Consider the following 24,296-nt stretch of genomic DNA (forward strand, 5'->3'; position numbering starts at 1 on the left):
ATGTCCTTTGAAGTTACATCTTCATGTTCGGATCCATCCCCGGCATCACTTGGCTGGGCATGGATCTGGCGGGAGCGGTTTCCGGGGCGACTTGCGTCGGGGCGGGACCGGAAGGAGGGAGGGTGTCGCCGATCGCAAGCTTCATCGCTGCAATCTCCTGTTGCTGGTCAACGATGATCTCCTGCGCGATACGCCTGAGCTGCTCGTTCTTTCCGTATTTGAGAACTGCGCGGGCCATGTCGATTGCGCCCTGGTGGTGGGGCGTCATCATCAACACGAAGTCACGGTCGACGTTGCCCGTCGGCTTGACCTCCATGTCCGCCATCATCTTGTCCATGGCAGCATCGTTATGCGCGAGATAGGCGGCTTCCGCACCGATTTCGACGGCGTCCGGATGATCATGCTGCGCAGAGGCATTCTGCAGATGATCATGGGCGGAAACGGCCGAGGCGGTAATGCCTGCCAGGATTACGGCGGCGACCACGGATGGTCGGGTGTTGCGAAAGATGATCATCTGCGCCTTCCTCTGTTTCTGTAGGAGTAGACAACCTCGCAGCAGGTCTATTCCCGCTGACGGACAATTTTTCAGGATGTGGGATCGCCCAGCCCGAATGTGGCAACCAGCGCAAGGGCAACGAAGCCGAGCGCGAGCTCTGCGCCTGCGTCGGTGATGAGAAGCTTGCGGACAATCAGCCCGTGCGTCCGGTTCAGTGGTAAGACAAGGTAGCGGTTGGCGAGGGCGAGAAATGTCATCGTCAGTGCGGCCGCGATCTTCAGTGCCATCTCGAATTGATAGGAAGAATGCCAGTCGAGGGGTGCGCGCCCGAGGATAAACCAAGTGTTGGCAGCGCCGCTAAGCAGGACCAGCGCGACGGCGCCGTGGCCAAGACGGGAGAAGCGCCGCATGGCCATTATAGCCTCGGATCGTAATGCCGGTGCCTTCGACAACTGCACCAGCAGGATGAACGGCATGAGCGCACCGAGCCATGCCGTTGCCAAAGGCCACGTGGACGGCGGCTATCGCCATTCGTAAGTCTCCCTCCGGACCTAAATGGGCAGCGGCATGACCTCTGGTGGCCGTCACGCAGACAGCCAGAAAGGCACAGCAGACAGCAACACGGTGGCGGCCGCTCAGGGCGGCGGCGGCAAGCGCAGCGGCGTCGGCAGCCTCGACCACCGTCGAGATGCCGACGTCCGTCTGGAGCGTAACGGTCGCGAGCAGGCCGGCCTGAGCGACGGACGTCCAGCCCGATGCGAGTTCAGCTGCCTGCAAGGGCAGGGCCGCGGCTGCGGCGGCCACCCCGACGATGGCGCAGGCAAGAAGCGGCAGGCGCATCTTTGTCAGCAGCCGCTCTCGTATCGATTTCGGTGTAAGCATCGCGAACCCTCCGCCGCCCCACACGCGGCAAAGCGCCGTGTCGAGGAGGAAGCGATCGGCCACGAGAGCCTGGTGCGGTGTCACGGTGAAAACTGGAAGCTCACAGAGCCCGACGTCTTGTGGCCGTCCTTCGACAGCACGTCCCAACACACTTCATAGGAGCCAGGAGAAAGAGGCTTCAGGGGGGACGCAGTGTACAAGGAGCCATCGTCGCCGATCACGCTCTGTCCCCTCAGGGAAATGTCTTCCCCGGTTTGGTTCTTCAATGTGAGGTGCGAGAAGGGCGGTTCGAGGCCTTCTGAGAACCTGATCGTAATGGTCGCGGGCGAGGCCTGAAGTGAAGAGCCATCTGGTGGATCGGAACTGACGAGCAGCGTATGGGCTGACGCCGTGGAAGCAAGGCCGAGGAGCGTTAAAACGATGACGAGGAGGGAAAGGGACTGGTTGCGCATAGCGTTTCCTCTCAGCGGGTGCCGGAACATCTCAGTGGACATTGGCTGAGGAATTTTATTCCGCTGCTCGCGGATTTTACCGTCCGAGGTTCTAGGCGCGCCCCGCATCCCAAGATCCTGACGTCGGAGACTTGCTGCCGATGATGTCGGGCTCCTGTGGATGCCATGCTTTTTCTAGAGCCCTGTGACGAGCGTCGGCGATCAAGATGAAGCCGTCCATATGAATGGTGACACCTCATCACACTCGGGTAGACGAGCTTACGGCCGCCTGCGAGGGTGAAGTATTGGACCACATCCGGACCGAAGCGGAAACTATAGCCAACATAATAACCCCGGGGAGTGCCTGGTTGGCAGCGCCATCTTCGGATAATACCTTGCCGTTGAAGCAGTGCTCGACGCAGCCGGTTCTGGGATGGCACGGCCGAGCCAGAGGTGTGAGAAGCCATCGGTGCACCGATGAAGCGATGACGATGTAGGCAGCGTGAAGCCTGAGCCCGTCACGAAGGCACCCGCCGATGCAAGCCTCCGTTCAAGGATTTCCATCTTTCCATTCCATGCTTGCCTCAGGTCAGCCATCAGCACCCGACCTGGACCGGGCCTCATCGATCTGTTTCGCGTTTTCCGCCGCCCATGTTCCGAGAGCCTGCACGGCGCCGGAAAGGGAGTTCCCCAGCTCGGTCAGTTCATAATCGACCCGAGGCGGTATCGACGGTGTGACCGTGCGCTTCACCAGGCCGTCCCGTTCGAGATTGCGCAGCGTCAGGGTGAGCATTCGTTGCGATATGCCTTCGATTTCGCGTCTCAGCTCGTTGAAGCGATAGGAGCGCCGCTTGAGCGTCATGACCGTGAGGACGCTCCACTTGTCTCCGACACGGCCAAGAACCTGCGAGACCTTTAGACACGCAGGCGACAGGTTTAAGGTGGGATCGGGCACAGCCATGTAACCTCGGTATCAAAAATGTGCATTCTTGCGCAGGTCTACAGCCCATCTAACATAACGCCTAGTTACACAAGAGAACTAGGGTTACCGAATGAAACTTCTCCACATCGATGCCAGCATCCTCGGCGCACGCTCGGTTTCGAGGGAGCTTTCTGCTCTCATCGTCGAGCGGCTTACGGCAGATCAGGATACGCATGTCACCTACCGCGATCTGGCGGTTGCGGCCATTCCGCATCTGACGGTCGCGACGCTTCCGACCGCGCACCCGGCGTCGAAGATGGCGGGGTCCTTTGAACAGCATTGCCCAGACGATCCGCGACGATAGCGACTGCATGCTTCAGGAAATTTATGGAAGCCGACGTCGTCGTCATTGGCGCACCGATGTACAATTTCACGGTCTCTACGCAGCTCAAGGCATGGCTCGACCGCATCATAATACCCGGTACCACATTCAGGCCCTCCGCCGGCGGCGTTGAAGGCCTGGCGAAGGGCAAACGCGTCGTCGTCGCTCTTTCCCGAGGTGGCGTCTACGCGCCGGGGACTGCCGCCGCCTCCGCGGAGCATGCCGAAACCCTGCTTCGGACCATGTTCGGCTTTATCGGCATCGCGCCTGAACTCGTGGTGGCGGAAGGCCTGAATGCGGCGCCGCAGGCGCGGGCCGAAGCTGTGGCTGGAGCGCGCACGGCAATTGACAGACTGACCGCCTGAACCCGCTCTCTTTCAAGAAAGAACGCTTTTATGGAAACAGCATTGCTCGCCGGCCGTCCGAGCCGGCCCGTCTTCTACCTGACTTGGGCTCTCCGCATCGTTCTGGGGCTTGCCTTCATTCTCTTCGCGCTCATGAAGCTGAGCGGGCGCGAGGCAATGGTCGCCGAGTTCGATGCGGTCGGCCTTGGCCAGTGGTTCCGATATTTCACCGCCGCGCTTGAACTGATCGCAGGCATCGCGGTTCTGATCCCCAGCGTCTCCGTCTTCGGCGCCATTCTCATGCTGGTCGTCGACCTGGGAGCGCTCCTGGCGCAGGTCACAGTCCTTCATATCGACTGGGTTCATACCGTGGTCATTGCCGCGCTCATCGCTCTGCTGATCTTTCTCCAGCGCGGCGCGCTTGCCCGCTTCAAGTCTCGCAGGAGGCAACGTGGCTGATCATGATCTGATTACCTTCGGCCCAGTTCACCTGGAGGTCAGGAATGTTGAGACGACGGCACGCTTCTGGGAAAGCCTCTTCGGCTTTACCCGTCGAACCTTTGGTGACAGCATTGAGCTGGGCACCGAGAAAGAAATCTTGATCGTCCTGCACGGCGGGGCGACCGAGCCGGTCAGACAGGGTCACAGCGGCCTCTACCATCTAGCAATCCATACGCCTGACCAGCGTGATTTCGCCCGTTTGCTGAAGCGTTTCTCCGACCTTCGCTATCCGTGCTCACCGACCGACCACACCTTCTCCAAGGCGATCTATCTGGACGATCCTGACGGCATCAACATCGAGGTCACTTTGGAAACACCCGAACGGTTCCGCACCGTCAGGCCTGTGGGAAACAGGCTGGCTTTTATCGGCACCGACGGCATCGAGCGCCCCGGCTCCTACCCTCTCGACCTCCAAGAAATATATCAGTCCTACAAGCCCGGCTCGGAACTGGAGGCGGCCCATCCGGCAACGAAGGTCGGCCACATCCACCTCTATGTCGCGGACCTCGAACGGTCACGCGACTTCTACACGGGGCTTGGCTTCGAACTGGCAAGATGGTGGCCGCCGATGCAGGTTGCCGACTTCGGTGCCGGCGGCGCCTTCAAGCACCGCATAGCCATCAACACCTGGCAAGGTATCGGCGCGCCGGTTCACCCGCAGGGCATGGCGAGGATGCGTTATTTCGAACTGCGTTTCGAGACGATGGAGGGGCTCAGTGCCGCCGTAAATGCGAACCCTTCGGCAAGATCTCTCGGTGTCGCGCATGTGTTGCAAGACCCGTCGGGTATCGAACTGAGGCTCGTGCGCGCCTAACGGACCCGGGGCGGCGTAAGAACGAATTGCGTTGAATAGAGGTCGGCAAAGCGATTGACCGTACTGGCCTAACTGGTCGAGCTATCGTGTCTGTTCACGATCAATGGCGGAGAGGGTGGGATTCGAACCCACGATACGGTTGCCCGTATGCCGCATTTCGAGTGCGGTGCTTTCGACCACTCAGCCACCTCTCCGCTTCGCTGGTCGGCGCTTTGTCGGCGCGGGCTGTCTCATAGCGATGAAAGGGGTGGGTGGCAAGAGCGAAATCAAGGAGATCCAAGTCTTTTTCCTTGACAGCCTGGAGGGGCTGGCTTATCCCCCACGCGTTCCGGCATGGGTCACTCCGTGCATGGATGACGGCGGGTGCCTAGGCGCCGCGTTTCACCGGCAGACCGGCAGGGCCATCCGTCCCGCCTTCCTGCTCAACATCGACTGATAAAAAGACGGCCGCCTGCCCCTTGGGTCGGGAAGAGCCGGAACGAACATGAAAGGATAAATAATGTTCGCAGTCATCAAGACCGGCGGTAAGCAGTACCGCGTGGCCGCCAACGACGTGCTGACCATCGAAAAGCTGGAAGCCGAAGCTGGCGCAGTTGTCGAATTCAACGAGATCCTGGTCGTCGGCGTTGGCGCCGATGCCAAGTTCGGTGCACCCTTCGTAGCCGGCGCGATCGTCAAGGCCGAAGTCGTCGAGCATAACCGTGGCAAGAAGGTCCTGTCCTTCAAGAAGCGTCGCCGCCAGAATTCCAAGCGGATTCGCGGTCATCGCCAGCACCACACGGTTGTCCGCATCACCGACATCTTGGCTTAACTCGGGTTTCGAAGGTTTAAAGGAGAACTCCCATGGCACATAAAAAAGCTGGCGGTTCGTCGCGTAACGGTCGCGATTCCAATTCCAAGCGCCTCGGCGTGAAGAAGTTCGGTGGCGAAGTCGTCATTCCGGGCAACATTATCGTGCGTCAGCGCGGAACGCAGTGGCATCCGGGCGCCAATGTCGGCCTCGGCAAGGACCACACGATTTTCGCACTGACCGCAGGCAACGTGAACTACCGTACGAAGGCTAACGGCCGCGTCTACGTGTCCGTGATGCCGAAAGCGGAAGCCGCAGAATAAAGCCGGCAAGCGTTATGCAACCGGCGTCTCATCGACCCGGTTGAACGTTCAAAGGTTCAGTCAAAGAAAAGGGGAGATGGGGCGCCACCCACCTCCCCTTTTTCTTTACCTCGCGAAGGAGACTGAACATGTACGGCGAATTATTACGGAGTGACCAGAGCCGGTCGCCCGAGGAGCGGTTGAGGCCGCAGCTGTTACGCAGCGATTGCCCCGTCCTGTTGTCGCAGAGACTGGTCCTGCGCGCCCCCCACGAAGAAGACATCGACGCCCTTTCCCATCTCGCCAACAACGCCAATATCGCCACCATGGTGTCGCGCATGCCGCATCCCTATACGGCGAAAGATGCGGCGGACTTCGTACGACGTACGAAAACCGGCGAGATCGGCAAGTGCGTCTATGCCATTACCCGCGGCGACAACGGCGCCTTCCTCGGCTGCTGCGGGCTTGAGCCGCACCCCGAGGACTACACGACACTGGAGATCGGCTACTGGCTCGGCGAGCCTCACTGGAACCAGGGCTACGCGACGGAAGCGGCGCATGCGCTGATCGACATGGCGTTCCGGACCCGCGACATCGACCAGATCGATGCCCGCTGCCGGGTCACCAACGTTGCCTCCAGGCGGGTCATCCAGAAGTGCGGTTTCCAGTTCCAGGGCTCGGGGATGATCGGCTGCCTGGCGCTTGGCGGCATGGTGCCTGTCGAATGGTTCCGGCTCGACCGCAAGACCTGGATGTCGCTGAAGAGCTGGGGAGACATGCGATGAGCGCCGATCTCCTCGCCCGCCCGCTCCGGTCTGTAGACGATCCCGGTCCTTGCCCGGTCATCGAGACCCGTCGGCTTGTTCTTCGACCGCACCAGGCGCGCGACGCGGCCGCGATCGCCGCGTCGCTCGGCGACTGGCAGGTGACGCGCATGCTTGCCCGGGTGCCGGTGCCTTATGGTCTCGACGATGCGACCGACTGGCTGAAAAGTCTGCAGGCGTCGAAGGGGCCGCGCTGGCCGCTGGCGATTACCGATGGCGGCGAGCATGTCGGCACCGTCAATCTTGAGCTTCGGCACGGGCAATGGCATCTCGGCTATTGGCTCGGTCGCTCCCACTGGGGCCGGGGGCTGATGAGCGAGGCGGTCGCGGCAGCACTGGCGTCGTTCTTCGGCCGGCTGCCGGGGGCGGTGCTTCACTCGGGCGTGTTTGCCGATAATCCGGCGTCGCTGCGCATCCAGGAAAAGCTCGGCTTCACGGTTCTCGGCTGCACCGACATCTACAGCATGGCCCGCAATGCCATGGTGGCGCACATCGAGACGCGGCTTACGGCATCCGCCTTGCGCCTGCCGTAACATGCTGTCGACCGGGGCCGCCCGCCGGCCCCGGTCTTCCACGGCTTCCATCTGGCAGCTGCGGAGCCAGCAAAAAGCCATGATAAGCTTTGACCTTCGGGCGAAGCGACGATACCAAAAGCCTCGGCAGCAATCGCTTCCGCGGCAAGATCAACCGCACCAAAGACGGCAGAACCCATGAAGTTTCTCGACGAGGCAAAAGTCTATATCCGCTCCGGCGACGGTGGTGCCGGCGCGGTATCCTTCCGCCGCGAAAAGTTCATCGAGTTCGGCGGACCGGACGGCGGCGATGGAGGCCGCGGCGGCGACGTCTGGGTCGAGGCCGTCAACGGCCTGAACACGCTGATCGATTTCCGGTTCCAGCAGCATTTCAAGGCGGCCACCGGGGTGCACGGCATGGGCCGCAACCGCACCGGCGCCAACGGTGCCTCCGTCACGCTGAAGGTGCCGGTGGGCACGCAGATCTTCGAGGAAGACAACGAGACGCTGATCGTCGACATCACCAAGGAAGGCCAGCGCTTCCGGCTTGCAGCAGGCGGCAATGGCGGGTTCGGCAACACGCATTTCAAGTCCTCGACGAACCAGGCGCCAGACTGGGCCAATCCCGGCCTCGAAGGCGAGGAAAAGACGCTCTGGCTGCGGCTGAAGCTGATTGCCGATGCAGGCCTCGTCGGTCTGCCGAATGCCGGCAAGTCGACCTTCCTTGCGACCGTTACCCGGGCGCGGCCGAAGATCGCCAACTATCCGTTCACGACGCTGCATCCGAACCTCGGCGTCGCCACCATCGACGGGCGGGAGTTCGTGCTTGCCGACATTCCGGGTCTCATCGAAGGTGCGCATGAGGGTGTCGGCATCGGCGACCGGTTCCTCGGCCATGTGGAGCGCACGCGCGTCCTCCTGCACCTGGTTTCTGCCCAGGAAGAGCATGTCGGCAAGGCCTATACCACGGTCAAGCGCGAGCTCGAGGCCTATGGCGGCGGACTGAAGGACAAGCCGGAGATCGTCGCGCTGTCGCAGATCGACGTCCTTGACGAAGAGACCCTGAAGAAGAAGGCGAAGGAGCTGCAGAAGGCCTGCGGCCGTCCGCCGATGATGATTTCCGCCGCCATCAACAAGGGCATGCTGGAAGTGCAGCGAGCCCTGCGGGACATCATTGTTGCGGCGAATTCAGAGACCGCACTTCCCGATCGCAGCAGCCGGGTCGACGAAGATAGAAGCGAGGACTGACATGGGCCTGTCGCGCAAGTCTCTGATGCAGCACCGGCGGATCGTGATCAAGATCGGCTCGGCGCTGCTGGTGGACCGCAAGACGGGCCTGAAGACGGACTGGCTGAATTCGGTCTGTGCCGATATCTCGGCTCTGCGCGCCGAAAAGATCGACGTGCTGGTGGTCTCCTCGGGCGCGATTGCGCTGGGTCGAACGGTGCTCGGCCTGCCGGCTGGAGCACTGAAGCTTGAGGAAAGCCAGGCGGCGGCCGCCGTTGGCCAGATCGCGCTTGCCCGCGCCTGGTCGCAGAGCCTGTCGCGCGACGCCATCGTTGCGGGGCAGATCCTGCTGACGCTCGGCGATACGGAAGAGCGGCGCCGCTACCTCAATGCACGCGCCACCATCAGCCAGTTGCTGAAGCTCGGCGCGGTGCCGATCATCAACGAGAACGACACTGTCGCTACCTCGGAAATCCGCTATGGCGATAACGACCGGCTGGCGGCGCGTGTCGCAACGATGACCGGTGCAGACCTGCTGGTGCTGCTTTCGGATATCGACGGGCTCTACACGGCGCCTCCGCATCTCGATCCTGAGGCCCAGTTCCTCGAGACGATCGACAGCATCACGCCCGATATCGAGGCGATGGCCGGCGGTGCGTCGTCGGAACTGTCGCGTGGCGGCATGCGAACCAAGATCGATGCCGGCAAGATCGCCACCGGTGCCGGTTGCGCGATGATCATTGCCTCGGGCAAGACGCAGCATCCGCTGACGGCCGTTGACGCCGGCGCCCGGTCCTCCTGGTTTGCGCCGTCCGGTACGCCGGTCACCGCCCGCAAGACATGGATCGCCGGCCAGTTGCAGGCGGCCGGGGAACTGGTCGTCGATGCCGGTGCCGAGCAGGCGCTGGCGAGCGGCAAAAGTCTGCTGCCGGCGGGTGTCCGTTCGGTCGGAGGTCAATTCAGTCGCGGCGATACGGTGGTGATCGTCGGTTCGCAGGGGCGCGAAATTGCCCGTGGCCTGGCGAGCTACGATGTCGACGAGGCCAAGGCGATCGCCGGACGCAAGTCGGTGGAGATCGCCGACGTCCTGGGATATCCGGGACGGGCTGCAATGGTGCACCGTGACGACCTGGTGATCACCGGCGCCATCCCCTCCCAACGGATGAAGCAGGAAGAGATCGAGGAGGGCGCCGCCCATGTCTGAGCCGATGCTCAAGCGCGAAGCCGACACCCAAACTCCGGCTGACATCCATCAACTGATGCTGGATGTGGGTCGAAAGGCAAGGCAGGCGGCGCGGTTTCTGGCCGTGCAGCCGGCCGCCGTGAAAGATGCGGCCCTGAATGCGGCTGCCGGCGCCATCATTGCCGGTAAAGAAGAGATCCTTGCCGCCAACGCGCGCGATCTGCGCAATGTCGAGGGCAAGGGTCTTCAACTGTCCTTCATCGACCGATTGACGCTAACCAGCCAGCGCATTGACGAGATGGCCGATGGGCTGCGGGCGATAGCCCGGCTGCCGGATCCGGTCGGCGACGTGATCGCCGCATGGGACCGTCCCAACGGGCTGAAGATCGAGCGGGTGCGCACGCCGCTCGGCGTCATCGGCGTCATCTACGAGAGCCGGCCGAATGTTACGGCCGATGCCGGAGCGCTCTGCCTGAAGGCGGGCAATGCTGTGATCCTGCGCGGCGGGTCGGACTCGCTGTTCTCATCGCAGGCGATCCATCGCTGCCTGTGCACAGGCCTCGCCCAGGCCGGTCTGCCGGAAGAGGCGATCCAGATGGTTCCGGTGGCAGACCGCGCCGCCGTGGGTGCCATGCTCTCTGGCCTTGATGGGGCGATCGACGTCATCGTGCCGCGCGGCGGCAAGAGCCTTGTCGCGCGCGTGCAGTCTGAGGCGAGGGTGCCGGTATTTGCCCATCTCGAAGGGCTCTGCCATATCTACGTGGATGCCTCGGCCGATCTCGATATGGCAGTACAGATTGTCGTCAACGCCAAGATGCGGCGGACGGGGATCTGCGGCGCTGCCGAAACGCTGCTGGTCGATCGGCAGGCGGCGGCAACGCACTTGCAGCCGATGCTTGCGGCACTGGCGGTCGCCGGCTGCGAGATCCGTGCCTCGGACGAGGTTCGCGCGCAGGTTTCCGGGCTTCTTCCCGCGACCGAGGACGACTGGCGCACCGAGTATCTCGAAGCCATCATTTCGGTGACGCTGGTCGACGGCATCGCCGGTGCGATCGACCATATCAACACCTATTCCTCCAGCCATACGGAGGCGGTGATCGCCGAGGATCCCGCAGTGGTGGCCCGGTTCTTCAACGAGATCGATTCCGCCATCCTTCTCCACAACGCCTCGACCCAGTTCGCCGATGGCGGCGAGTTCGGCATGGGCGGCGAGATCGGCATTTCCACCGGCAAGATGCATGCCCGTGGTCCGGTGGGCGTCGAACAGCTTACCTCCTTCAAGTACCGGGTGCACGGCACCGGCCAGACGCGGCCCTGACGCGTGACGGCCGGGAGGGAGCTCAACCGTTACGTTGCCATGCCGCATGTCGAACAGGGCATGGTCGTCGGCCTGTTCGGCGGTTCCTTCAATCCGCCGCATCCCGGCCACCTGCTGGTGGCAGAGATCGCCCTCAAGCGGCTGGGGCTTGACCAGCTCTGGTGGATGGTCACGCCCGGCAACCCGCTGAAGAGCCGCTCAGTTCTGTTGCCGCTCGCCGAGCGGATCGCGCTCAGTGAAGATCTGGCGCGCGATCCGCGCATCAAGGTGACAGCCTTTGAGGAGCGCCTCCAGACAAGCTATACGGCACACACGCTGGCGCACGTGGTGGCGCGCAATCGCGGCGTACGGTTCGTCTGGATCATGGGCGCAGACAGCCTGAAGACATTTCATCAGTGGCAGAAATGGCGAGAGATCGCCGATCTGGTGCCGATCGTCGTCATCGACCGGCCGGGCGCCACGCTATCCTTCCTGTCGTCGCCGGCGGCCCGGGCCTTGTGGTTCGCCCGCGTCGATGAGAATGCCGCACGATCGCTGGCGATGCGCCGGCCGCCGGTGTGGACCTTCATCCACGGGCCCCGCTCCTCATTCAGTTCGACGGCACTGCGAAGCCAGTCCCGGGAGCTGCATCCGGAACCAGCGCAAACCAGCCCGGACCAGCAGCGGTTTCCCTTGAAAGATTAACCATTCGATGCCACCTTAAATGGTGCGGATCGTCGCTACGGCAGATTCGTTTCGTGCCTGTTCTGTTCTTGGAAGAAAGGAACAACCCTGACAACAGTTCACGCCAAGGGGAGGGCGTCATACCTCCTCCCGAAGAGCCTGGAACGCGGCGCCGATGCTGCTGCCCGCACTCTTGAACTGGTCCTCGCGAGCCTCGAGGACTCAAAAGCCGAAGACATCGTCACCATCGACATTGCCGGAAAATCGGCGCTGGGAGACTACATGGTCGTAGTGTCCGGGCGATCGAGCAGGCATGTGTCGGCAATCTCCGAACACCTCCTGTCGGACCTCAAGGACGAGGGCCATGGCAGCGCCCGCGTCGAAGGCCTCGATACGGGTGATTGGGTGCTGATTGACAGTGGTGACATCATCATCCATGTGTTCCGCCCGGAAATCCGGGAGTTCTACAACATCGAAAAGATGTGGGCAGCTCCCGACGAGGAAGGAACACTGCACTAGCGGCTCCCTCAGGCGATCCTGATGCCGCAGTGCCGATGGCCGCTTGAAGCGGCTGGGCATGCCCCAGTCGCGACACCTAAAGTGCGGCTTCCAGTCAGGCGGTGATGGATCATGCGGATTGGCCTTTTCGCCGTGGGACGGCTGAAAACCGGACCTGAGAAAGAGCTCGCCTCCCGTTATCTCGACCGCTTCGCCAAAGCCGGCCCTGCGGTGAGCCTGGAACTTGCGCGGGTCACGGAGATCGCTGAAAGCCGGGCCTCGGCTGCCGACACGCGCAAGCGCGAGGAGGCGGCGATGCTGGAGAAAAGCCTCGGAGAAGGAGCGATCCTGATCCTGCTCGACGAGCGGGGCAAGGCGCTCGACAGTCCCGCCTTCGCAAATCTCCTCGGACGGTACCGCGACCAGGGCAAGCGCGAGTTGACGATCGCCATCGGCGGTGCGGACGGGCTTGATCCGGCGCTGTATGAGCGGGCCGATGCAGTGGTCAACCTCGGGTCGATGACCTGGCCGCACCAACTGGTGCGCATCCTCATCGCCGAGCAGCTCTACAGGGCGGTCACCATCCTCTCAGGACATCCCTATCACCGGGTCTGAAAGCCGAGGTCAGCGACACTCGGATGTTTCTGGCATGTGTTTCTGGCATCCCCCGGCAAATCAGCTTAGACTTGCAGCATTAGGACGGGTTTGAAATTCCATGCGGGCGCGGATTAGACGCATAGCGGGCGGATCTCTGCTGCTGGCGATGCTTGGCGGCATCGTGCCGCTGCCGCACGCCTTTTCGCCGATTACAGCCCTCGCGCAAGTGTCCGATGCGGCAGGCGAGCAGGCGCTGCAGGCCGATGCGGTGCCCCCCGCTCCGAACCCCGTCGACGAGCTGGAACGCAAGCGCGACCAAACGCGCGGCGAGCTCGAACAACTGTCGAAAACCCTCACCGTTTCCGGCGACAAGGCCAGGGCCATCGAACAGGCGATTGCCGAACTCGACAAGAGCAACGCGTCCCTTCGCCAGGCGCTGATCGAATCTGCGGCACGCCGCAAACAGCTGGAAGCGCAGGTCCGGACGAGTGAAACGCGGCTGGCGGAGCTCGGGCTGAAGGAAGACAAGATCCGCGCCTCGCTGCACGAGCGTCGCGGCGTGCTTGCCGAAGTGCTGGCGGCGCTGCAGCGCATGGGCCGCAATCCGCCGCCGGCTTTGCTGGTAACGCCGGAGGACGCGCTCGGGTCGGTGCGCAGCGCCATCGTGCTGGGTGCCGTCGTGCCCGGCATGCGCGCCGAAGCCGACCGTCTGCTTTCCGACCTGCACGCGCTGGGCGATCTGCAGAAGGATGTCGCGGCAGAGCGGGAGAAAGCCTCCAACGCCATGACCGCCAGCCTCGAAGAGGATCGGCGGATGGATCTGCTGCTCGTCGAGAACGACAAGCAGAACCTTGCCAATGCCGGCGACCTGGTGGCCGAGCGGCGTCGTTCGGAGGAGCTGGCGGGCCGCGCCACGAACCTCGAAGGTCTCATCCAGTCACTGGAAAGTGAGATCTCCTCGGTGCGTGAGGCGATGCAACGGGCCCGCGCCGAAGAGGAACGACGTCAACAACTTACGGCCGAAGAACGGGAGAAGGCGAGGCAGCTTGCGGAGAGCGGGGTGCCCGACAAAAACCGCATTGCGCCCGCATACGCGTTTTCAAGCCTGAGGCAGAAACTGACCTATCCTGCGGAAGGCGAACTCTTGCGCAGCTACGGTGACGCGGACGGTACAGGCCATACGGCGCGGGGCATTACGCTTGCCACCGGCGCCGATGCTGTCGTGACCGCGCCCGCGGACGGACTTGTCGTTTTCGCCGGTGCCTTTCGCAGCTATGGCCAGATGGTGATCCTCAACGTCGGCGACGGCTACCACGTCGTCTTGACGGGGATGGACAGGGTGAATGTCCGGCAGGGAAAGTTCGTCTTCTCAGGCGAACCGGTCGCTGCCATGGGTGAGAAAAGAGTGGCGAGCGCGACGGCCTTGGCGCTGGAAACGGATCGCCCGACGCTTTACATTGAATTCCGAAAGGACGGCACCCCGATCGATTCGAAGCCGTGGTGGACCGCAAAAGAAACTGGAAGGGCACGAAATGATTCGTAGGGCTTCTCTTGTCATCGTTGGTGCACTGCTCGGGGCCACGGCCATGAGCGTCGTGTATTCCGCCGGCGTGCCTGCCCAGGCAGCCGGATCCTCGACCTATCGCGAACTTTCGATCTTCGGCGATGTCTTCGAGCGGGTACGCGCCCAGTACGTGACGCCGCCGGACGAGCAGAAGCTCGTCGAGAATGCCATCAACGGCATGCTGAGCTCGCTCGACCCGCATTCGAGCTACATGAATTCCAAGGACGCAGCCGACATGCGCACCCAGACCAAGGGTGAGTTCGGCGGTCTTGGGATCGAAGTGACGATGGAAAACGAGCTGGTCAAGGTCATCACGCCGATCGACGACACGCCCGCCTCGCGCGCCGGCGTTCTCGCCGGTGACTTCATCTCCGACATCGACGGCAAACCGGTCCGCGGACTTAAGCTCGAAGACGCTGTCGAGCGGATGCGCGGCGCCGTCAACACGCCGATCAAGCTTACCATCCTGCGCAAGGGCGCCGATAAGCCGATCGATATCACCGTCACCCGCGACATCATCGCGGTGCGTGCCGTGAAGTCGCGTGTCGAAGGTGGCGACGTCGGTTACCTGCGTGTCATCTCGTTCACCGAGAAGACCTATGACGACCTCGAAAAGGCAATCAAGAAGATCAAGGCCGATGTGCCGGCCGACAAGCTGAAGGGCTACGTGCTTGACCTGCGGCTCAACCCGGGCGGCCTCCTCGACCAGGCGATCAACGTGTCGGATGCCTTCCTCGATCGTGGCGAGGTGGTCTCCACCCGCGGCCGCAACCCGGAAGAGACCCGCCGCTTCAATGCGGGCCCCGGCGATCTGACGGATGGCAAGCCGGTCATCGTGCTGGTCAATGGCGGTTCGGCCTCGGCTTCGGAAATCGTCGCCGGTGCGCTGCAGGACCTGAAGCGCGCCACGGTCGTCGGTACGCGCTCGTTCGGCAAGGGTTCGGTGCAGACGATCATCCCGCTCGGCGAAGCAGGCGCGCTGCGCCTGACGACGGCGCTCTATTACACGCCGTCGGGCAAGTCGATCCAGGGCACCGGCATCACGCCGGACGTCAAGGTCGAACAGCCGCTGCCGGAAGAACTGCAGGGCAAGGTCCGGGCGGAAGGCGAATCCAGCCTGCCGGGCCACATCCAGGGCCAAAGCGAGACGGACGAAGGTTCGGGTTCCAGCGCTTATGTCCCGCCGGAAGCCAAGGATGACCTCCAGCTCACCTACGCCATGGATCTGCTGCACGGCACGAAGACCGACGCGTCCTTCCCGCCGCAGCCCGACAAGGCTGCTGCCGCCGCCAAGCCCTGATCGGATATCGGCATCCGTCCGCTCTCAAGGCGCCGGCGGATGCCCAGACCACTTCTGAAAGACAGGCGGACGGATCTATTGGGGACTGATCTTCACGCTCCGCTCGGACAGAACAGGAAACCGAAGGACCGGCGCTCGCGCCGGCCGTCTTTTGCCGTTCTGGCGGGTCTTGTGGCAGCCGGCGGGGTGCTTGGGCTTTCCTTCTATGCCATGCGGTCCGGAGGACTGGAGACGGCGCCGCCCGTCGAGGTGACGCTCGCCGTTCCGCCCGCAGCCTTGCCCCAGACAGCACCAGCACCTGCCAGGCCCGCTCCGGCTGCCCCGGAAGACGCGATGCGGGCGACGTCGCAGAGCGGCGCCAATGTCGACCGCACGGTGCTCGACGACGGCTCCGTCGTCACCAAGTTCTCTCCGAAGCCGCGCGACGGCCAGGGTCCGCTGATCATCGATGCGCAGCGCAACGGCCAGGATCCGCGCATGGCGGCAATGCCGAACGAGGACCTCCTGGAAGAGACGCCGTTTGGCAGATTGCCGGTTAGGGCGCCGGACGGTCTGCGACCGATGGACCAGTATGGCCGGCCGTGGTCCGGCGCGCGCGGCAGCCGCATCGCTATCGTCATCGGCGGGCTTGGCCTCAGCCAGACCGGAACCCAGAAAGCCATCGAGAAACTTCCCGGCAGCGTCACGCTTGCCTTTGCCGCCAGCGGCAACAGCCTGCAGCGATGGATGCAGGAGGCGCGGCGTGCCGGTCATGAACTGCTGATGCAGGTGCCGATGGAGCCGTTCGACTATCCGGACAACGATCCGGGGCCGCTGACGCTGACCACCAGCCGCGGCGAGGCGGAAAACCTGAAGCGTCTGCATGAGGCTATGGGCCGGATCACCAACTACACCGGCATCGTCAACTATCTCGGCGGTCGCTATCTGACGGATGCCGACGCGCTCGAGCCGGTGCTTCGGGATATTTCGGACCGCGGCCTGCTGTTCCTCGATGACGGCTCGTCGGCGCGCTCGCTGACCGAGCAGGTGGGCAAGGCGGTCGACCTGCCGCGCGCCTTCGGCGATGTGGCGATCGATGCGCAGGTGGATCGCCAGGCCATCCTGCGCAAGCTCGACGATCTGGAGCGGATCGCCCAGCGCAAGGGCATGGCGATCGGCGTCGGTTCCGCCTTTGACGAGACGGTCGAGGCGGTCGCAGAGTGGATTGAAAAGGCGGAAGGTCGCGGCGTCGAAATTGTCGGCGTCTCGGCGCTCGCTTCCGCCGAAACTCAACAGTAAGGGGCAGAGGTTTGAGCAACAAGGCTAACATCAGTGCGGGCGATCTGCCCTACCGCCCCTGCGTCGGCATCATGGTCCTCAACCGCGAGGGCCTAGTGTGGGTCGGGCGGCGGCTGTCCACCGGCAACAGCGAGTCGGACGGTTCTCCGCAGCTCTGGCAGATGCCGCAGGGCGGGATCGACAAGGGCGAGGATCCGCGCGCGGCGGCCTATCGCGAACTGTTCGAGGAGACCGGCATGCGGTCGGTCTCGCTTTTGGCGGAAGCGCCGGACTGGATCAATTACGATCTTCCGCAGCACATGATCGGCATCGGCCTCAAGGGCAGGTACCGCGGCCAGACGCAGCGCTGGTTCGCCTTCCGCTTCGAGGGCGACGAAAGCGAGATCAATATCGAGAACCCGCCAAGCGGTCAGCACCAGGAATTTGACGCCTGGGACTGGAAGCCGATGGCCGAGCTTCCGTCGCTGATCGTCGCCTTCAAGCGGCCGGCCTATGAAGAGGTCGTCCGCGCTTTCCGGCACCTTGCGCCGACGGAAAGTGGTTCCTGAGGTTCCAGCTCCCCGATCTTTGAACAAGAAAAACCCCTCGATGCGGATGCGTCGAGGGGTCTTTCGTTTGGCTGACAGATTACTCGGCGCTGTCGGCGGATTCTGCGTTCAGCAGGCCGTACTTTTCGTCGCCCAGCTTGCCCAGCAGCTCGATCTGGGTTTCGAGGAAGTCGATATGACCTTCCTCGTCCATCAGCAGCTGTTCAAACAGCTTCATCGATACGTAGTCGCCCGCCTCGTGACAGATGTCGCGGGAAGCCTTGTAGGCGGTACGCGCATCGTATTCACCGGCCAGATCTGCTTCCAGCACTTCGCGGACCGTCTGGCCGATGCGCAGCGGCGCGAGCGTCTGCAGGTTCGGATGACCTTCGAGGAAGATGATGCGCGCGACGAGCTTGTCGGCGTGCTGCATTTCCTCGATCGATTCGGCCCGTTCCTTCTTGGCCAGCTTGGTGTAGCCCCAGTCTTCCAGCAGGCGATAATGCAGCCAGTACTGGTTCACCGCGCCCAATTCGAGGAAAAGGGCCTCGTTAAGCCGCTCGATGACTCTTGTGTCGCCTTTCAATGTCCGCTCTCCTGCGTTCGTCGTGGAATTGTCTCAGGCGGGACATATAATCGACGACCTCGGCCTCAGTCGAGTGGCGCGAGGCATGATACTCTTCAGTCGTGCGGATAATCAGGTCGACAACGTTCGGGAAGCAGCCGCAGCACCGGCCACGCTTCTGCATGGCATGATAGACCTTCGACGGTACGATCAGCTGCCAACAGTCCTCGTCAAGGAGGCCATTGATGACATCCCTGATTTCCCTGTCGGTGATGTAATTGCAACTGCAAACTAGCATGCGTATTAGCCATCAAACATGACGTTCAGTATCTTCTTTTTGAAAAAATGGATGCGGGATGTCAAGAAATTTCCGCAGGAAGCGGAGCAGGGGCGCTGAAGGCCTCCACACTCGTCCGCCAGCGGGGCCTCACTCCGAAAAGATGGCAGTGCCGCTGATCGCCCTATGATTGTCGCTGATGCGAACAGGATTTCACGCATAAGCCTCAATCCTGTCATCAAACAGAAAAAAATTCTAGCTATACGGTTTTCCTGATTGATCAGGCCGTGCGACTCGACTATGTTCTGCAACCATGGACGGGCCAGCCAAGCTGCTTCGTCCAGAAGCGCAATCACCATTGAGGGAGAGTGACATGGCTTATCTGTTCCGCACTACCCTTTCTCGGGTGGCGCATGATGTGAAACGCACGGGCCCCATTTCCGCCCCGTGCTGTCGAATGTGACATTCACCTTTTCCAGGATCTGAACAGTCTCACTCGTCATAGCTGCCGATGGCAGCCACATCAGGAGTATGACCATGCAAAAGCAGGTTATCGAATACGGCGGCGAGCCCGTCGGTATCGTCGTCCCCGATCAGGATCGGCTGAAGTTCATCGCCGTCAAATTCCACGTCATCGAGCTGGATGAGCAGCGTTTTTCGTCGGCTGACGAAGTGCGTCTCGCCATCCGCAATCACGTCCGGGCGCAGAGCGATGCCGCCTTGCGCGGCGCCGCCGCCTGAATTTCCAATAATTGCTTGAACGCCACAACCGCCCCGCTATTCGGCGCGGGCGGTTTTCCTATGCACGTTGGCGATAGGCGGACGGCGTCTGGTTCAAAAGGCGGTGAAGGTCAGGGTCGTCAGTGAACGCTCGATGCCCGGGATGGCGGCGATCTTCTCGTTGACGAAGTGGCCGATCTCGCTGCCTTCCGGCAGGTAGATCTTCAGGAGAAGGTCCCAGTCGCCACTGGTGGAATAGAGTTCGGAGACCAGTTCCGTCTTGTAGATGGCGTCCGCCACCTCATAGGTCTTGCCCGGCGCGCAGCGCAGCTGGACGAAAATCGGCTTCATGGCGTGTGTTCCCGTTGCTCCGACCACGCTCCGGCGGTCGCAATGAACCTCAGCGACTATTGGCCGATGCCATCGGCTGGCGCAAGTCGTTCATCGGCGATCTCCGCCAGCATCCAGGCGCGGAAGGCGGCGAGCGGCGGATAGGAGGCGCGCTCCGGCGGACAGGCGAGAAAGTAGCGTCCGGTTGGCAGCGGCGCTGCCGCAACGGCTGCCACGAGCCTCCCCTCGTCGAGCTCCCGGGCAATCAGGAAGCGCGGCAGGAGCGCGATCCCAAGCCCGGCAGATGCTGCCTCCAGCATGGTGACGAACTGGTCGAAAAGCATGCCGTGCAGGGCCTCGAAACCGGTTTCCTGGCTGCGGAACCAGTTCTCCCAGGCGTCGGGGCGGGTGTTGAGGTGAAGCAGCGGCGCCTTCAGCAGGTCTTGCGCGGTGCGAAGATCGTGACGCGCGCTAAAGTCGGGGCTGCAGGCAGGGATCACATCCTCGTCCATCAGTGGTGTCAGGACCGCGCCCGGCCAGCGCGCTGCACCGAAATGCAGGGCCGCATCCAGCGTGTCGAAGCGGAAGTCGAATGGTTCCAGCCGGGTGATCAGGTTCACCACCATTCCCGGATGCTGGTCCAGCAAGCGCGGCATGCGCGGTATCAGCCAGCGGCTGCCGAAGAACGGCAGGATGGCAAGGTTCAGCGTGCCGCCGGAGGGGTTGGCGCGCAGGTTGAGCGATGCGTTGGAGATCCGTCGCAGCGCCTCGCGGACCTCCCGCGCGTAGCTGTCGCCGGCGATGGTCAGGCGGATGGTCTGGCGTTCGCGCAGGAAAAGCACCACGCCGATCTGTTTCTCCAGTGCGGCGATCTGCCGGCTGACGGCGCTCTGGGTTAGGCCGAGTTCGCTGGCGGCGGCGGTCACGCTGCCGGTGCGCGCCGCAGCCTCGAAGGCGGACAGGAGCGAGAAGGAGGGCAGGAAGCGCCGGGGCGGCAGGATCACGTCATTCCTCCGGAGAATGAACTGTTGAGAAGAATTCGATATTCACTGATCGGCCGCGGCTGTAAAGGTCGGGTATCGGCGCATTCGGACATCCATCATGTACAACGATCCTCGCTCCCACGGCCTGTGGGAAAAGACTGCGCCGCCGTCGCCTGCGACGGTCCCGCTGAGCGGCAGCCAGACCGCCGACGTCGTGGTGATTGGCGGTGGCTATACCGGCCTCTCGGCAGCCCTGCATCTGGCGGAAGCCGGTCGTTCGGTGGTTCTGCTGGAGGCCAAGGACATCGGCTTCGGTGGAGCCGGGCGCAATGTCGGGCTCATCAATGCCGGCATGTGGGTGATGCCGGACGATCTGCCGGGCGAACTTGGTGCCGTGCATGGCGAGCGCCTGCTGGACATTCTCGGCAACGGCCCGCAGGCGGTGATGGCGCTGATCGACCGGCACGCGATCGATTGCGAGCTGACCCGCAGCGGCACGCTGCACTGCGCTGTCGGCGATGACGGTCTCAAGGAAATCGAGGAACGCGGCCGCCAGTGGGGCAAGCGCGGAGCGCCTGTCGAGGTGCTGGATGCTGCGGAAACCGCACGCCGGGTCGGCGCACGCGGCTATCGCGGCGCGCTTCTCGATCGCCGGGCGGGAACGCTGCAGCCGCTCGCCTATGCGCGGGGTCTGGCGCAGGCGGCCCTTAAGGCCGGCGTGCTCATCTACACGGGAAGCCCGGTGACGGCCTGGAGAACTGACGGCGGCCGCCATGCCGTGTCGACGGGCGCCGGCAGCGTGACCGCCGACTGGGTCATCGTCGCAACCGACGCCTATACGACAGGTCCGTTCGCTGCCGTGCGCAACGAGCAGGTCTACCTGCCCTACTTCAACCTCGCAACCGTGCCGCTTTCCGACAACCTGCGCCGCTCGATCCTGCCGGAGCGCGAGGGCTGCTGGGATACAAGGGAAATCCTGTCGTCGTTCCGCATGGATCGCCAGGGCCGCCTGGTGTTCGGATCGGTCGGCGCGCTGCGCGGCACCGGCACGGCCATCCACAAGGGCTGGGCACGGCGGGCGCTAAAAAAGCTCTTTCCGCAACTCGGCGACGTGGAGTTCGAAGCCGAGTGGTACGGGCAGATCGGCATGACCGACAACGCCCTGCCGCGCTTCCACAAGTTCGCCGATCGCGTCGTCGGTTTTTCCGGCTATAACGGTCGCGGAATTGCGCCCGGCACGGTGTTCGGCAAGGTTCTGGCGCAGCATGTCCTGGGGCAGCTTGCCGAAGAGGACCTGCCGCTGCCGCTGACCGACCCGAAGACACCGGCCTTCCGGGCGCTGAAGGAAACCTATTACGAAGCGGGCGCTCAGATCGCCCACCTGGCCGGCAACCGGTTCTGACCGCGCGCCGCAACCGGGTTCCGAAAAGACGAGAAGGACCACCATGACCCTCGCCACTCTCGACCTCGCTTCCGAGGTCAACAGCATCATTTCCAAGCTCGGCGTTGCCGAAAGCCAGTTCACCGGCGGCACGCTCGCCGTCCGTTCGCCGATTACCGGTACCGAGATCGGCAAGCTGCCGGAGATCTCGGCGGACGGTGCCGCCTCGGCCATCGATGCCGCCCACCAGGCATTTCTCGAATGGCGCAAGGTGCCGGCACCGAAGCGCGGCGAACTGATCCGCCTGCTCGGCGAGGAACTGCGCGCCGCAAAGGCTGACCTTGGCCGTCTCGTCTCCATCGAAGTCGGCAAGATCACCTCGGAAGGTCTCGGCGAAGTCCAGGAAATGATCGACATCTGCGATTTTGCCGTCGGTCTGTCGCGCCAGCTCTACGGCCTCACCATCGCCACCGAACGCGCCGACCATCGGATGATGGAGACCTGGCATCCGCTCGGCGTCACCGGCATCATCTCGGCCTTCAATTTCCCGGTCGCCGTCTGGTCGTGGAATGCCGCCCTGGCTCTGGTGTGCGGCAATTCCACCGTCTGGAAGCCGTCGGAAAAGACGCCGCTCACGGCGCTCGCCACACAGGCCGTCTTCGAGAAGGCCGTCAGGCGCTTCGTCGCGGAAGGTGGCGTGGCACCCGAGAACCTGTCGACGGTGATCATCGGCGGCCGCGAGATCGGCGAGGTGCTGGTCGATCATGCCAAGGTGCCGCTGGTTTCGGCCACCGGCTCCACGGCCATGGGCCGGGCCGTCGGCCCGCGGCTTGCCAAGCGCTTCGCCCGCTCGATCCTCGAGCTTGGCGGCAACAATGCCGCGATCGTCACGCCGACTGCCGATCTCGACCTCACGCTGCGCGGCGTCGCCTTCTCGGCGATGGGAACCGCTGGCCAGCGCTGCACGTCGCTGCGCCGCCTGTTCGTCCATGACAGCGTCTACGATACGCTCGTTCCGCGCCTGAAGAGCGCCTACCAGTCGGTCACCATCGGCAATCCGATGGTTGACGGCAACCTCGTCGGCCCGCTGATCGATCAGCCGTCCTTCGAGGGCATGCAGAAGGCGCTGGATGCCGCCAAGGCCGAGGGCGGCTCGGTCACCGGCGGCGAGCGGGTGCTGTCGGACGAGGCTTCCAATGCCTATTACGTACGCCCGGCGATCGTCGAGATGCCGACGCAGTGCGGCCCGGTCGTCGAAGAAACCTTCGCGCCGATCCTCTACGTAATCCGCTATTCCGAGTTCGACAAAGCAATCGAGATGCACAACGGCGTGCCGCAGGGCCTGTCGTCGTCGATCTTCACCAACGACATGCGGGAGGCCGAGGCCTTCATCTCGGCCATCGGCTCGGACTGCGGGATTGCCAACGTCAACATCGGCCCCTCGGGCGCCGAAATCGGCGGTGCCTTCGGCGGCGAGAAGGAAACCGGCGGCGGTCGCGAGTCCGGCTCCGATTCCTGGAAGGCCTACATGCGCCGGGCTACCAACACGCTGAACTACGGCCGCACCCTGCCGCTGGCACAGGGCGTGAAGTTCGACATCGGCTGATCGCGATCACGGATCTGCCCGGCGGGACAGGGGAGGAGAGAGGCGTTACTCTCTCCTCGAATCGCCTGACCGAGGATCCGCAATGACTGCCCGCCTCAATCTGCTGACCGATATCGCCGGCCTGAGCGTTGGTCACGCCACCGACCTGCAGCTCGGATCGGGTGTTACGGTCGTGGTATTCGACGAACCGGCAATGGCGTCGGGCATCGTGCTCGGCGGCGCGCCGGGCGGCCGCGATACGGCGCTTCTCGACCCGGCGATGACGGTGGAGAGGGTCGATGCGCTGGTGCTTTCCGGCGGCTCGGCCTTCGGTTTGGATGCGGCGGGCGGCGTACAGGCCGGCCTGCGCGAGATTGGTCGCGGCCTGCATGTAGGCTCGACGCGGGTGCCGATCGTCCCGCAGGCGATCCTGATGGACCTGCTGAATGGCGGCGACAAGAATTGGGGCCTGCATTCTCCCTATCGTGACATGGGCTATGCGGCATTTCGGGCGGCGCGCAGGGAGAACTTCTCACTCGGCACCGTCGGTGCAGGCACAGGGGCGACGACCGCCACCTTCAAAGGTGGCCTCGGTTCCGCCAGCGCCTTATCGTCGGCGGGTCACACGGTGGCGGCGCTGGTTGCCGTCAACGCGCTGGGCTCCGCCACCATCGGCGACAGCCGGTGCTTCTGGGCCGCACCCTTCGAAGTGGGCGCAGAATTCGGCGGGCTCGGCCTGCCGCCTGAATTCACCGCCGCCGACGTCGCTCTGCGGCTGAAGGGCGTGAACCTCAAGGCAACGACCATCGGCATCGTCGTCACCGACGCCATTCTCACCAAGGCGCAGGCACACCGGCTGTCGATCATGGCGCATGACGGGCTGGCGCGGGCGATCCTGCCGGCCCACCTGCCAGCCGACGGCGATACGGTGTTTGCCGCGGCAACAGGTGCGCGACCGTTAGGCGAGCCGGTCGAGTTCATGGAGCTTTGCCATCTGGCGACGCTGACCTTCGCGCGGGCCGTGGCGCGTGGCATCTTCGAAGCGACGTCGCTGCCGGTGGAGGGGGCGCAAGCGGCCTGGCGCGATCGCCAGGCCTGAT

The 24,296-nt window shown here is 63.4% G+C and carries 31 protein-coding genes and 1 tRNA gene; 22 read left to right on the top strand and 10 right to left on the bottom strand.

Going from position 1 to position 24,296, the window contains the following annotated elements; translation table 11 throughout:
- Positions 1–13: 13 nt before the first annotated feature.
- The 5 genes from ACR65N_RS20450 to ACR65N_RS20470 form a co-directional block, all read right to left on the bottom strand.
- The gene (locus ACR65N_RS20450; RefSeq protein WP_440458504.1) at positions 14–514 is read right to left on the bottom strand and encodes a DUF305 domain-containing protein; all 501 of its coding nucleotides are present in this window, start codon (positions 512–514) and stop codon (positions 14–16) included.
- A gap of 71 nt (positions 515–585) precedes the next feature.
- Positions 586–972 (bottom strand): CopD family protein, encoded by a 387-nt coding sequence (locus tag ACR65N_RS20455; RefSeq protein WP_440458505.1) that lies wholly within the window; start codon positions 970–972, stop codon positions 586–588.
- The gene (locus tag ACR65N_RS20460; protein ID WP_495065921.1) at positions 854–1,528 is read right to left on the bottom strand and encodes a hypothetical protein; all 675 of its coding nucleotides are present in this window, start codon (positions 1,526–1,528) and stop codon (positions 854–856) included. The genes ACR65N_RS20455 and ACR65N_RS20460 overlap by 119 nt, the downstream gene beginning before the upstream one ends.
- Entirely contained in the window at positions 1,459–1,830 is a 372-nt protein-coding gene (locus ACR65N_RS20465; protein WP_440458506.1) for a copper resistance CopC family protein, read from the bottom strand. The genes ACR65N_RS20460 and ACR65N_RS20465 overlap by 70 nt, the downstream gene beginning before the upstream one ends.
- A 568-nt stretch (positions 1,831–2,398) precedes the next feature.
- Positions 2,399–2,770 carry a winged helix-turn-helix transcriptional regulator gene (locus ACR65N_RS20470; protein WP_440458507.1) on the bottom strand — a complete coding sequence of 124 codons (372 nt, stop codon included), beginning with the start codon at positions 2,768–2,770 and terminating at the stop codon, positions 2,399–2,401.
- A gap of 91 nt (positions 2,771–2,861) precedes the next feature.
- On the opposite strand from ACR65N_RS20470, the gene ACR65N_RS20475 reads away from it, so the two are divergent.
- From ACR65N_RS20475 to ACR65N_RS20490, 4 genes are read left to right on the top strand one after another with little or no spacing between them, the layout of a single operon-like run.
- Entirely contained in the window at positions 2,862–3,095 is a 234-nt protein-coding gene (locus ACR65N_RS20475; protein ID WP_440458508.1) for an NAD(P)H-dependent oxidoreductase, read from the top strand.
- A gap of 23 nt (positions 3,096–3,118) precedes the next feature.
- Entirely contained in the window at positions 3,119–3,478 is a 360-nt protein-coding gene (locus ACR65N_RS20480) for an FMN-dependent NADH-azoreductase (RefSeq protein ID WP_440458509.1), read from the top strand.
- Between the two features lie 30 nt (positions 3,479–3,508).
- Positions 3,509–3,916 carry a DoxX family protein gene (locus ACR65N_RS20485; protein WP_440458510.1) on the top strand — a complete coding sequence of 136 codons (408 nt, stop codon included), beginning with the start codon at positions 3,509–3,511 and terminating at the stop codon, positions 3,914–3,916.
- On the top strand, positions 3,879–4,772 hold the full coding sequence (locus ACR65N_RS20490; protein WP_440458511.1) for a VOC family protein: 894 nt from the start codon (positions 3,879–3,881) through the stop codon (positions 4,770–4,772). Before ACR65N_RS20485 ends, ACR65N_RS20490 begins: the two co-directional genes overlap by 38 nt.
- A 104-nt stretch (positions 4,773–4,876) precedes the next feature.
- Here ACR65N_RS20490 and ACR65N_RS20495 read toward each other — a convergent pair.
- Positions 4,877–4,966: transfer RNA gene (locus tag ACR65N_RS20495), tRNA-Ser, on the bottom strand.
- Positions 4,967–5,271: 305 nt separating this feature from the next.
- On the opposite strand from ACR65N_RS20495, the gene rplU reads away from it, so the two are divergent.
- The 14 genes from rplU to ACR65N_RS20565 all read left to right on the top strand — a co-directional run bounded on the left by rplU (position 5,272) and on the right by ACR65N_RS20565 (position 17,376).
- Positions 5,272–5,583, top strand: coding sequence for a 50S ribosomal protein L21 (gene rplU / locus ACR65N_RS20500; protein WP_430307883.1), 312 nt, complete (start codon positions 5,272–5,274; stop codon positions 5,581–5,583).
- Between the two features lie 32 nt (positions 5,584–5,615).
- Positions 5,616–5,885: a 50S ribosomal protein L27 gene (rpmA, locus tag ACR65N_RS20505; RefSeq protein ID WP_133318160.1), complete on the top strand. Its 270-nt coding sequence runs from the start codon at positions 5,616–5,618 to the stop codon at positions 5,883–5,885.
- 128 nt (positions 5,886–6,013) lie between these two features.
- Complete coding sequence (locus ACR65N_RS20510; protein ID WP_440458512.1) at positions 6,014–6,649, top strand: GNAT family N-acetyltransferase; 636 nt, start codon at positions 6,014–6,016, stop codon at positions 6,647–6,649.
- Positions 6,646–7,221 carry a GNAT family N-acetyltransferase gene (locus tag ACR65N_RS20515; protein ID WP_440458513.1) on the top strand — a complete coding sequence of 192 codons (576 nt, stop codon included), beginning with the start codon at positions 6,646–6,648 and terminating at the stop codon, positions 7,219–7,221. Before ACR65N_RS20510 ends, ACR65N_RS20515 begins: the two co-directional genes overlap by 4 nt.
- A gap of 177 nt (positions 7,222–7,398) precedes the next feature.
- Positions 7,399–8,448 carry a GTPase ObgE gene (gene obgE / locus ACR65N_RS20520; RefSeq protein ID WP_440458514.1) on the top strand — a complete coding sequence of 350 codons (1,050 nt, stop codon included), beginning with the start codon at positions 7,399–7,401 and terminating at the stop codon, positions 8,446–8,448.
- Between the two features lies 1 nt (position 8,449).
- The gene (proB, locus tag ACR65N_RS20525; RefSeq protein WP_440458515.1) at positions 8,450–9,631 is read left to right on the top strand and encodes a glutamate 5-kinase; all 1,182 of its coding nucleotides are present in this window, start codon (positions 8,450–8,452) and stop codon (positions 9,629–9,631) included.
- Between the two features lie 4 nt (positions 9,632–9,635).
- Positions 9,636–10,928 (top strand): glutamate-5-semialdehyde dehydrogenase, encoded by a 1,293-nt coding sequence (locus tag ACR65N_RS20530; RefSeq protein WP_440458567.1) that lies wholly within the window; start codon positions 9,636–9,638, stop codon positions 10,926–10,928.
- A gap of 39 nt (positions 10,929–10,967) precedes the next feature.
- Positions 10,968–11,612, top strand: a complete 645-nt coding sequence (locus tag ACR65N_RS20535; protein WP_440458568.1) for a nicotinate-nucleotide adenylyltransferase — start codon at positions 10,968–10,970, stop codon at positions 11,610–11,612.
- 57 nt (positions 11,613–11,669) lie between these two features.
- Positions 11,670–12,110, top strand: a complete 441-nt coding sequence (rsfS, locus tag ACR65N_RS20540) for a ribosome silencing factor (RefSeq protein ID WP_430307951.1) — start codon at positions 11,670–11,672, stop codon at positions 12,108–12,110.
- Between the two features lie 111 nt (positions 12,111–12,221).
- Positions 12,222–12,704: a 23S rRNA (pseudouridine(1915)-N(3))-methyltransferase RlmH gene (gene rlmH / locus ACR65N_RS20545; protein ID WP_440458516.1), complete on the top strand. Its 483-nt coding sequence runs from the start codon at positions 12,222–12,224 to the stop codon at positions 12,702–12,704.
- 100 nt (positions 12,705–12,804) lie between these two features.
- Positions 12,805–14,229, top strand: a complete 1,425-nt coding sequence (locus ACR65N_RS20550; protein ID WP_440458517.1) for a murein hydrolase activator EnvC family protein — start codon at positions 12,805–12,807, stop codon at positions 14,227–14,229.
- A complete protein-coding gene (locus ACR65N_RS20555) occupies positions 14,219–15,550 on the top strand; it encodes a S41 family peptidase (RefSeq protein ID WP_430307890.1) in 1,332 nt (443 codons plus the stop codon). Before ACR65N_RS20550 ends, ACR65N_RS20555 begins: the two co-directional genes overlap by 11 nt.
- Before the next feature lie 78 nt (positions 15,551–15,628).
- On the top strand, positions 15,629–16,828 hold the full coding sequence (locus ACR65N_RS20560; RefSeq protein ID WP_440458518.1) for a divergent polysaccharide deacetylase family protein: 1,200 nt from the start codon (positions 15,629–15,631) through the stop codon (positions 16,826–16,828).
- Between the two features lie 11 nt (positions 16,829–16,839).
- The gene (locus ACR65N_RS20565) at positions 16,840–17,376 is read left to right on the top strand and encodes an RNA pyrophosphohydrolase (protein WP_440458519.1); all 537 of its coding nucleotides are present in this window, start codon (positions 16,840–16,842) and stop codon (positions 17,374–17,376) included.
- A gap of 79 nt (positions 17,377–17,455) precedes the next feature.
- Here the strand turns inward: ACR65N_RS20565 and bfr are convergent, their stop codons facing one another.
- Together bfr and ACR65N_RS20575 are read right to left on the bottom strand one after the other, a co-directional pair.
- On the bottom strand, positions 17,456–17,941 hold the full coding sequence (bfr, locus tag ACR65N_RS20570; RefSeq protein ID WP_430307893.1) for a bacterioferritin: 486 nt from the start codon (positions 17,939–17,941) through the stop codon (positions 17,456–17,458).
- The gene (locus ACR65N_RS20575; RefSeq protein WP_440458520.1) at positions 17,907–18,218 is read right to left on the bottom strand and encodes a (2Fe-2S)-binding protein; all 312 of its coding nucleotides are present in this window, start codon (positions 18,216–18,218) and stop codon (positions 17,907–17,909) included. The genes bfr and ACR65N_RS20575 overlap by 35 nt, the downstream gene beginning before the upstream one ends.
- Before the next feature lie 516 nt (positions 18,219–18,734).
- On the opposite strand from ACR65N_RS20575, the gene ACR65N_RS20580 reads away from it, so the two are divergent.
- Positions 18,735–18,938 (top strand): hypothetical protein, encoded by a 204-nt coding sequence (locus tag ACR65N_RS20580; protein WP_430307895.1) that lies wholly within the window; start codon positions 18,735–18,737, stop codon positions 18,936–18,938.
- 93 nt (positions 18,939–19,031) lie between these two features.
- Here the strand turns inward: ACR65N_RS20580 and ACR65N_RS20585 are convergent, their stop codons facing one another.
- Together ACR65N_RS20585 and ACR65N_RS20590 are read right to left on the bottom strand one after the other, a co-directional pair.
- Complete coding sequence (locus ACR65N_RS20585; RefSeq protein ID WP_430307896.1) at positions 19,032–19,268, bottom strand: Lrp/AsnC ligand binding domain-containing protein; 237 nt, start codon at positions 19,266–19,268, stop codon at positions 19,032–19,034.
- Between the two features lie 56 nt (positions 19,269–19,324).
- On the bottom strand, positions 19,325–20,248 hold the full coding sequence (locus ACR65N_RS20590) for a LysR family transcriptional regulator (RefSeq protein ID WP_440458569.1): 924 nt from the start codon (positions 20,246–20,248) through the stop codon (positions 19,325–19,327).
- A gap of 100 nt (positions 20,249–20,348) precedes the next feature.
- On the opposite strand from ACR65N_RS20590, the gene ACR65N_RS20595 reads away from it, so the two are divergent.
- From ACR65N_RS20595 to ACR65N_RS20605, 3 genes are all read left to right on the top strand, one after another.
- Positions 20,349–21,632 carry an NAD(P)/FAD-dependent oxidoreductase gene (locus ACR65N_RS20595; RefSeq protein ID WP_440458521.1) on the top strand — a complete coding sequence of 428 codons (1,284 nt, stop codon included), beginning with the start codon at positions 20,349–20,351 and terminating at the stop codon, positions 21,630–21,632.
- A gap of 43 nt (positions 21,633–21,675) precedes the next feature.
- Positions 21,676–23,217 carry an L-piperidine-6-carboxylate dehydrogenase gene (gene amaB, locus ACR65N_RS20600; RefSeq protein ID WP_440458522.1) on the top strand — a complete coding sequence of 514 codons (1,542 nt, stop codon included), beginning with the start codon at positions 21,676–21,678 and terminating at the stop codon, positions 23,215–23,217.
- A gap of 82 nt (positions 23,218–23,299) precedes the next feature.
- Positions 23,300–24,295, top strand: a complete 996-nt coding sequence (locus ACR65N_RS20605; protein ID WP_440458523.1) for a P1 family peptidase — start codon at positions 23,300–23,302, stop codon at positions 24,293–24,295.
- Position 24,296: the final 1 nt, after the last annotated feature.

This window comes from Rhizobium sp. SAFR-030, from assembly GCF_059415005.1.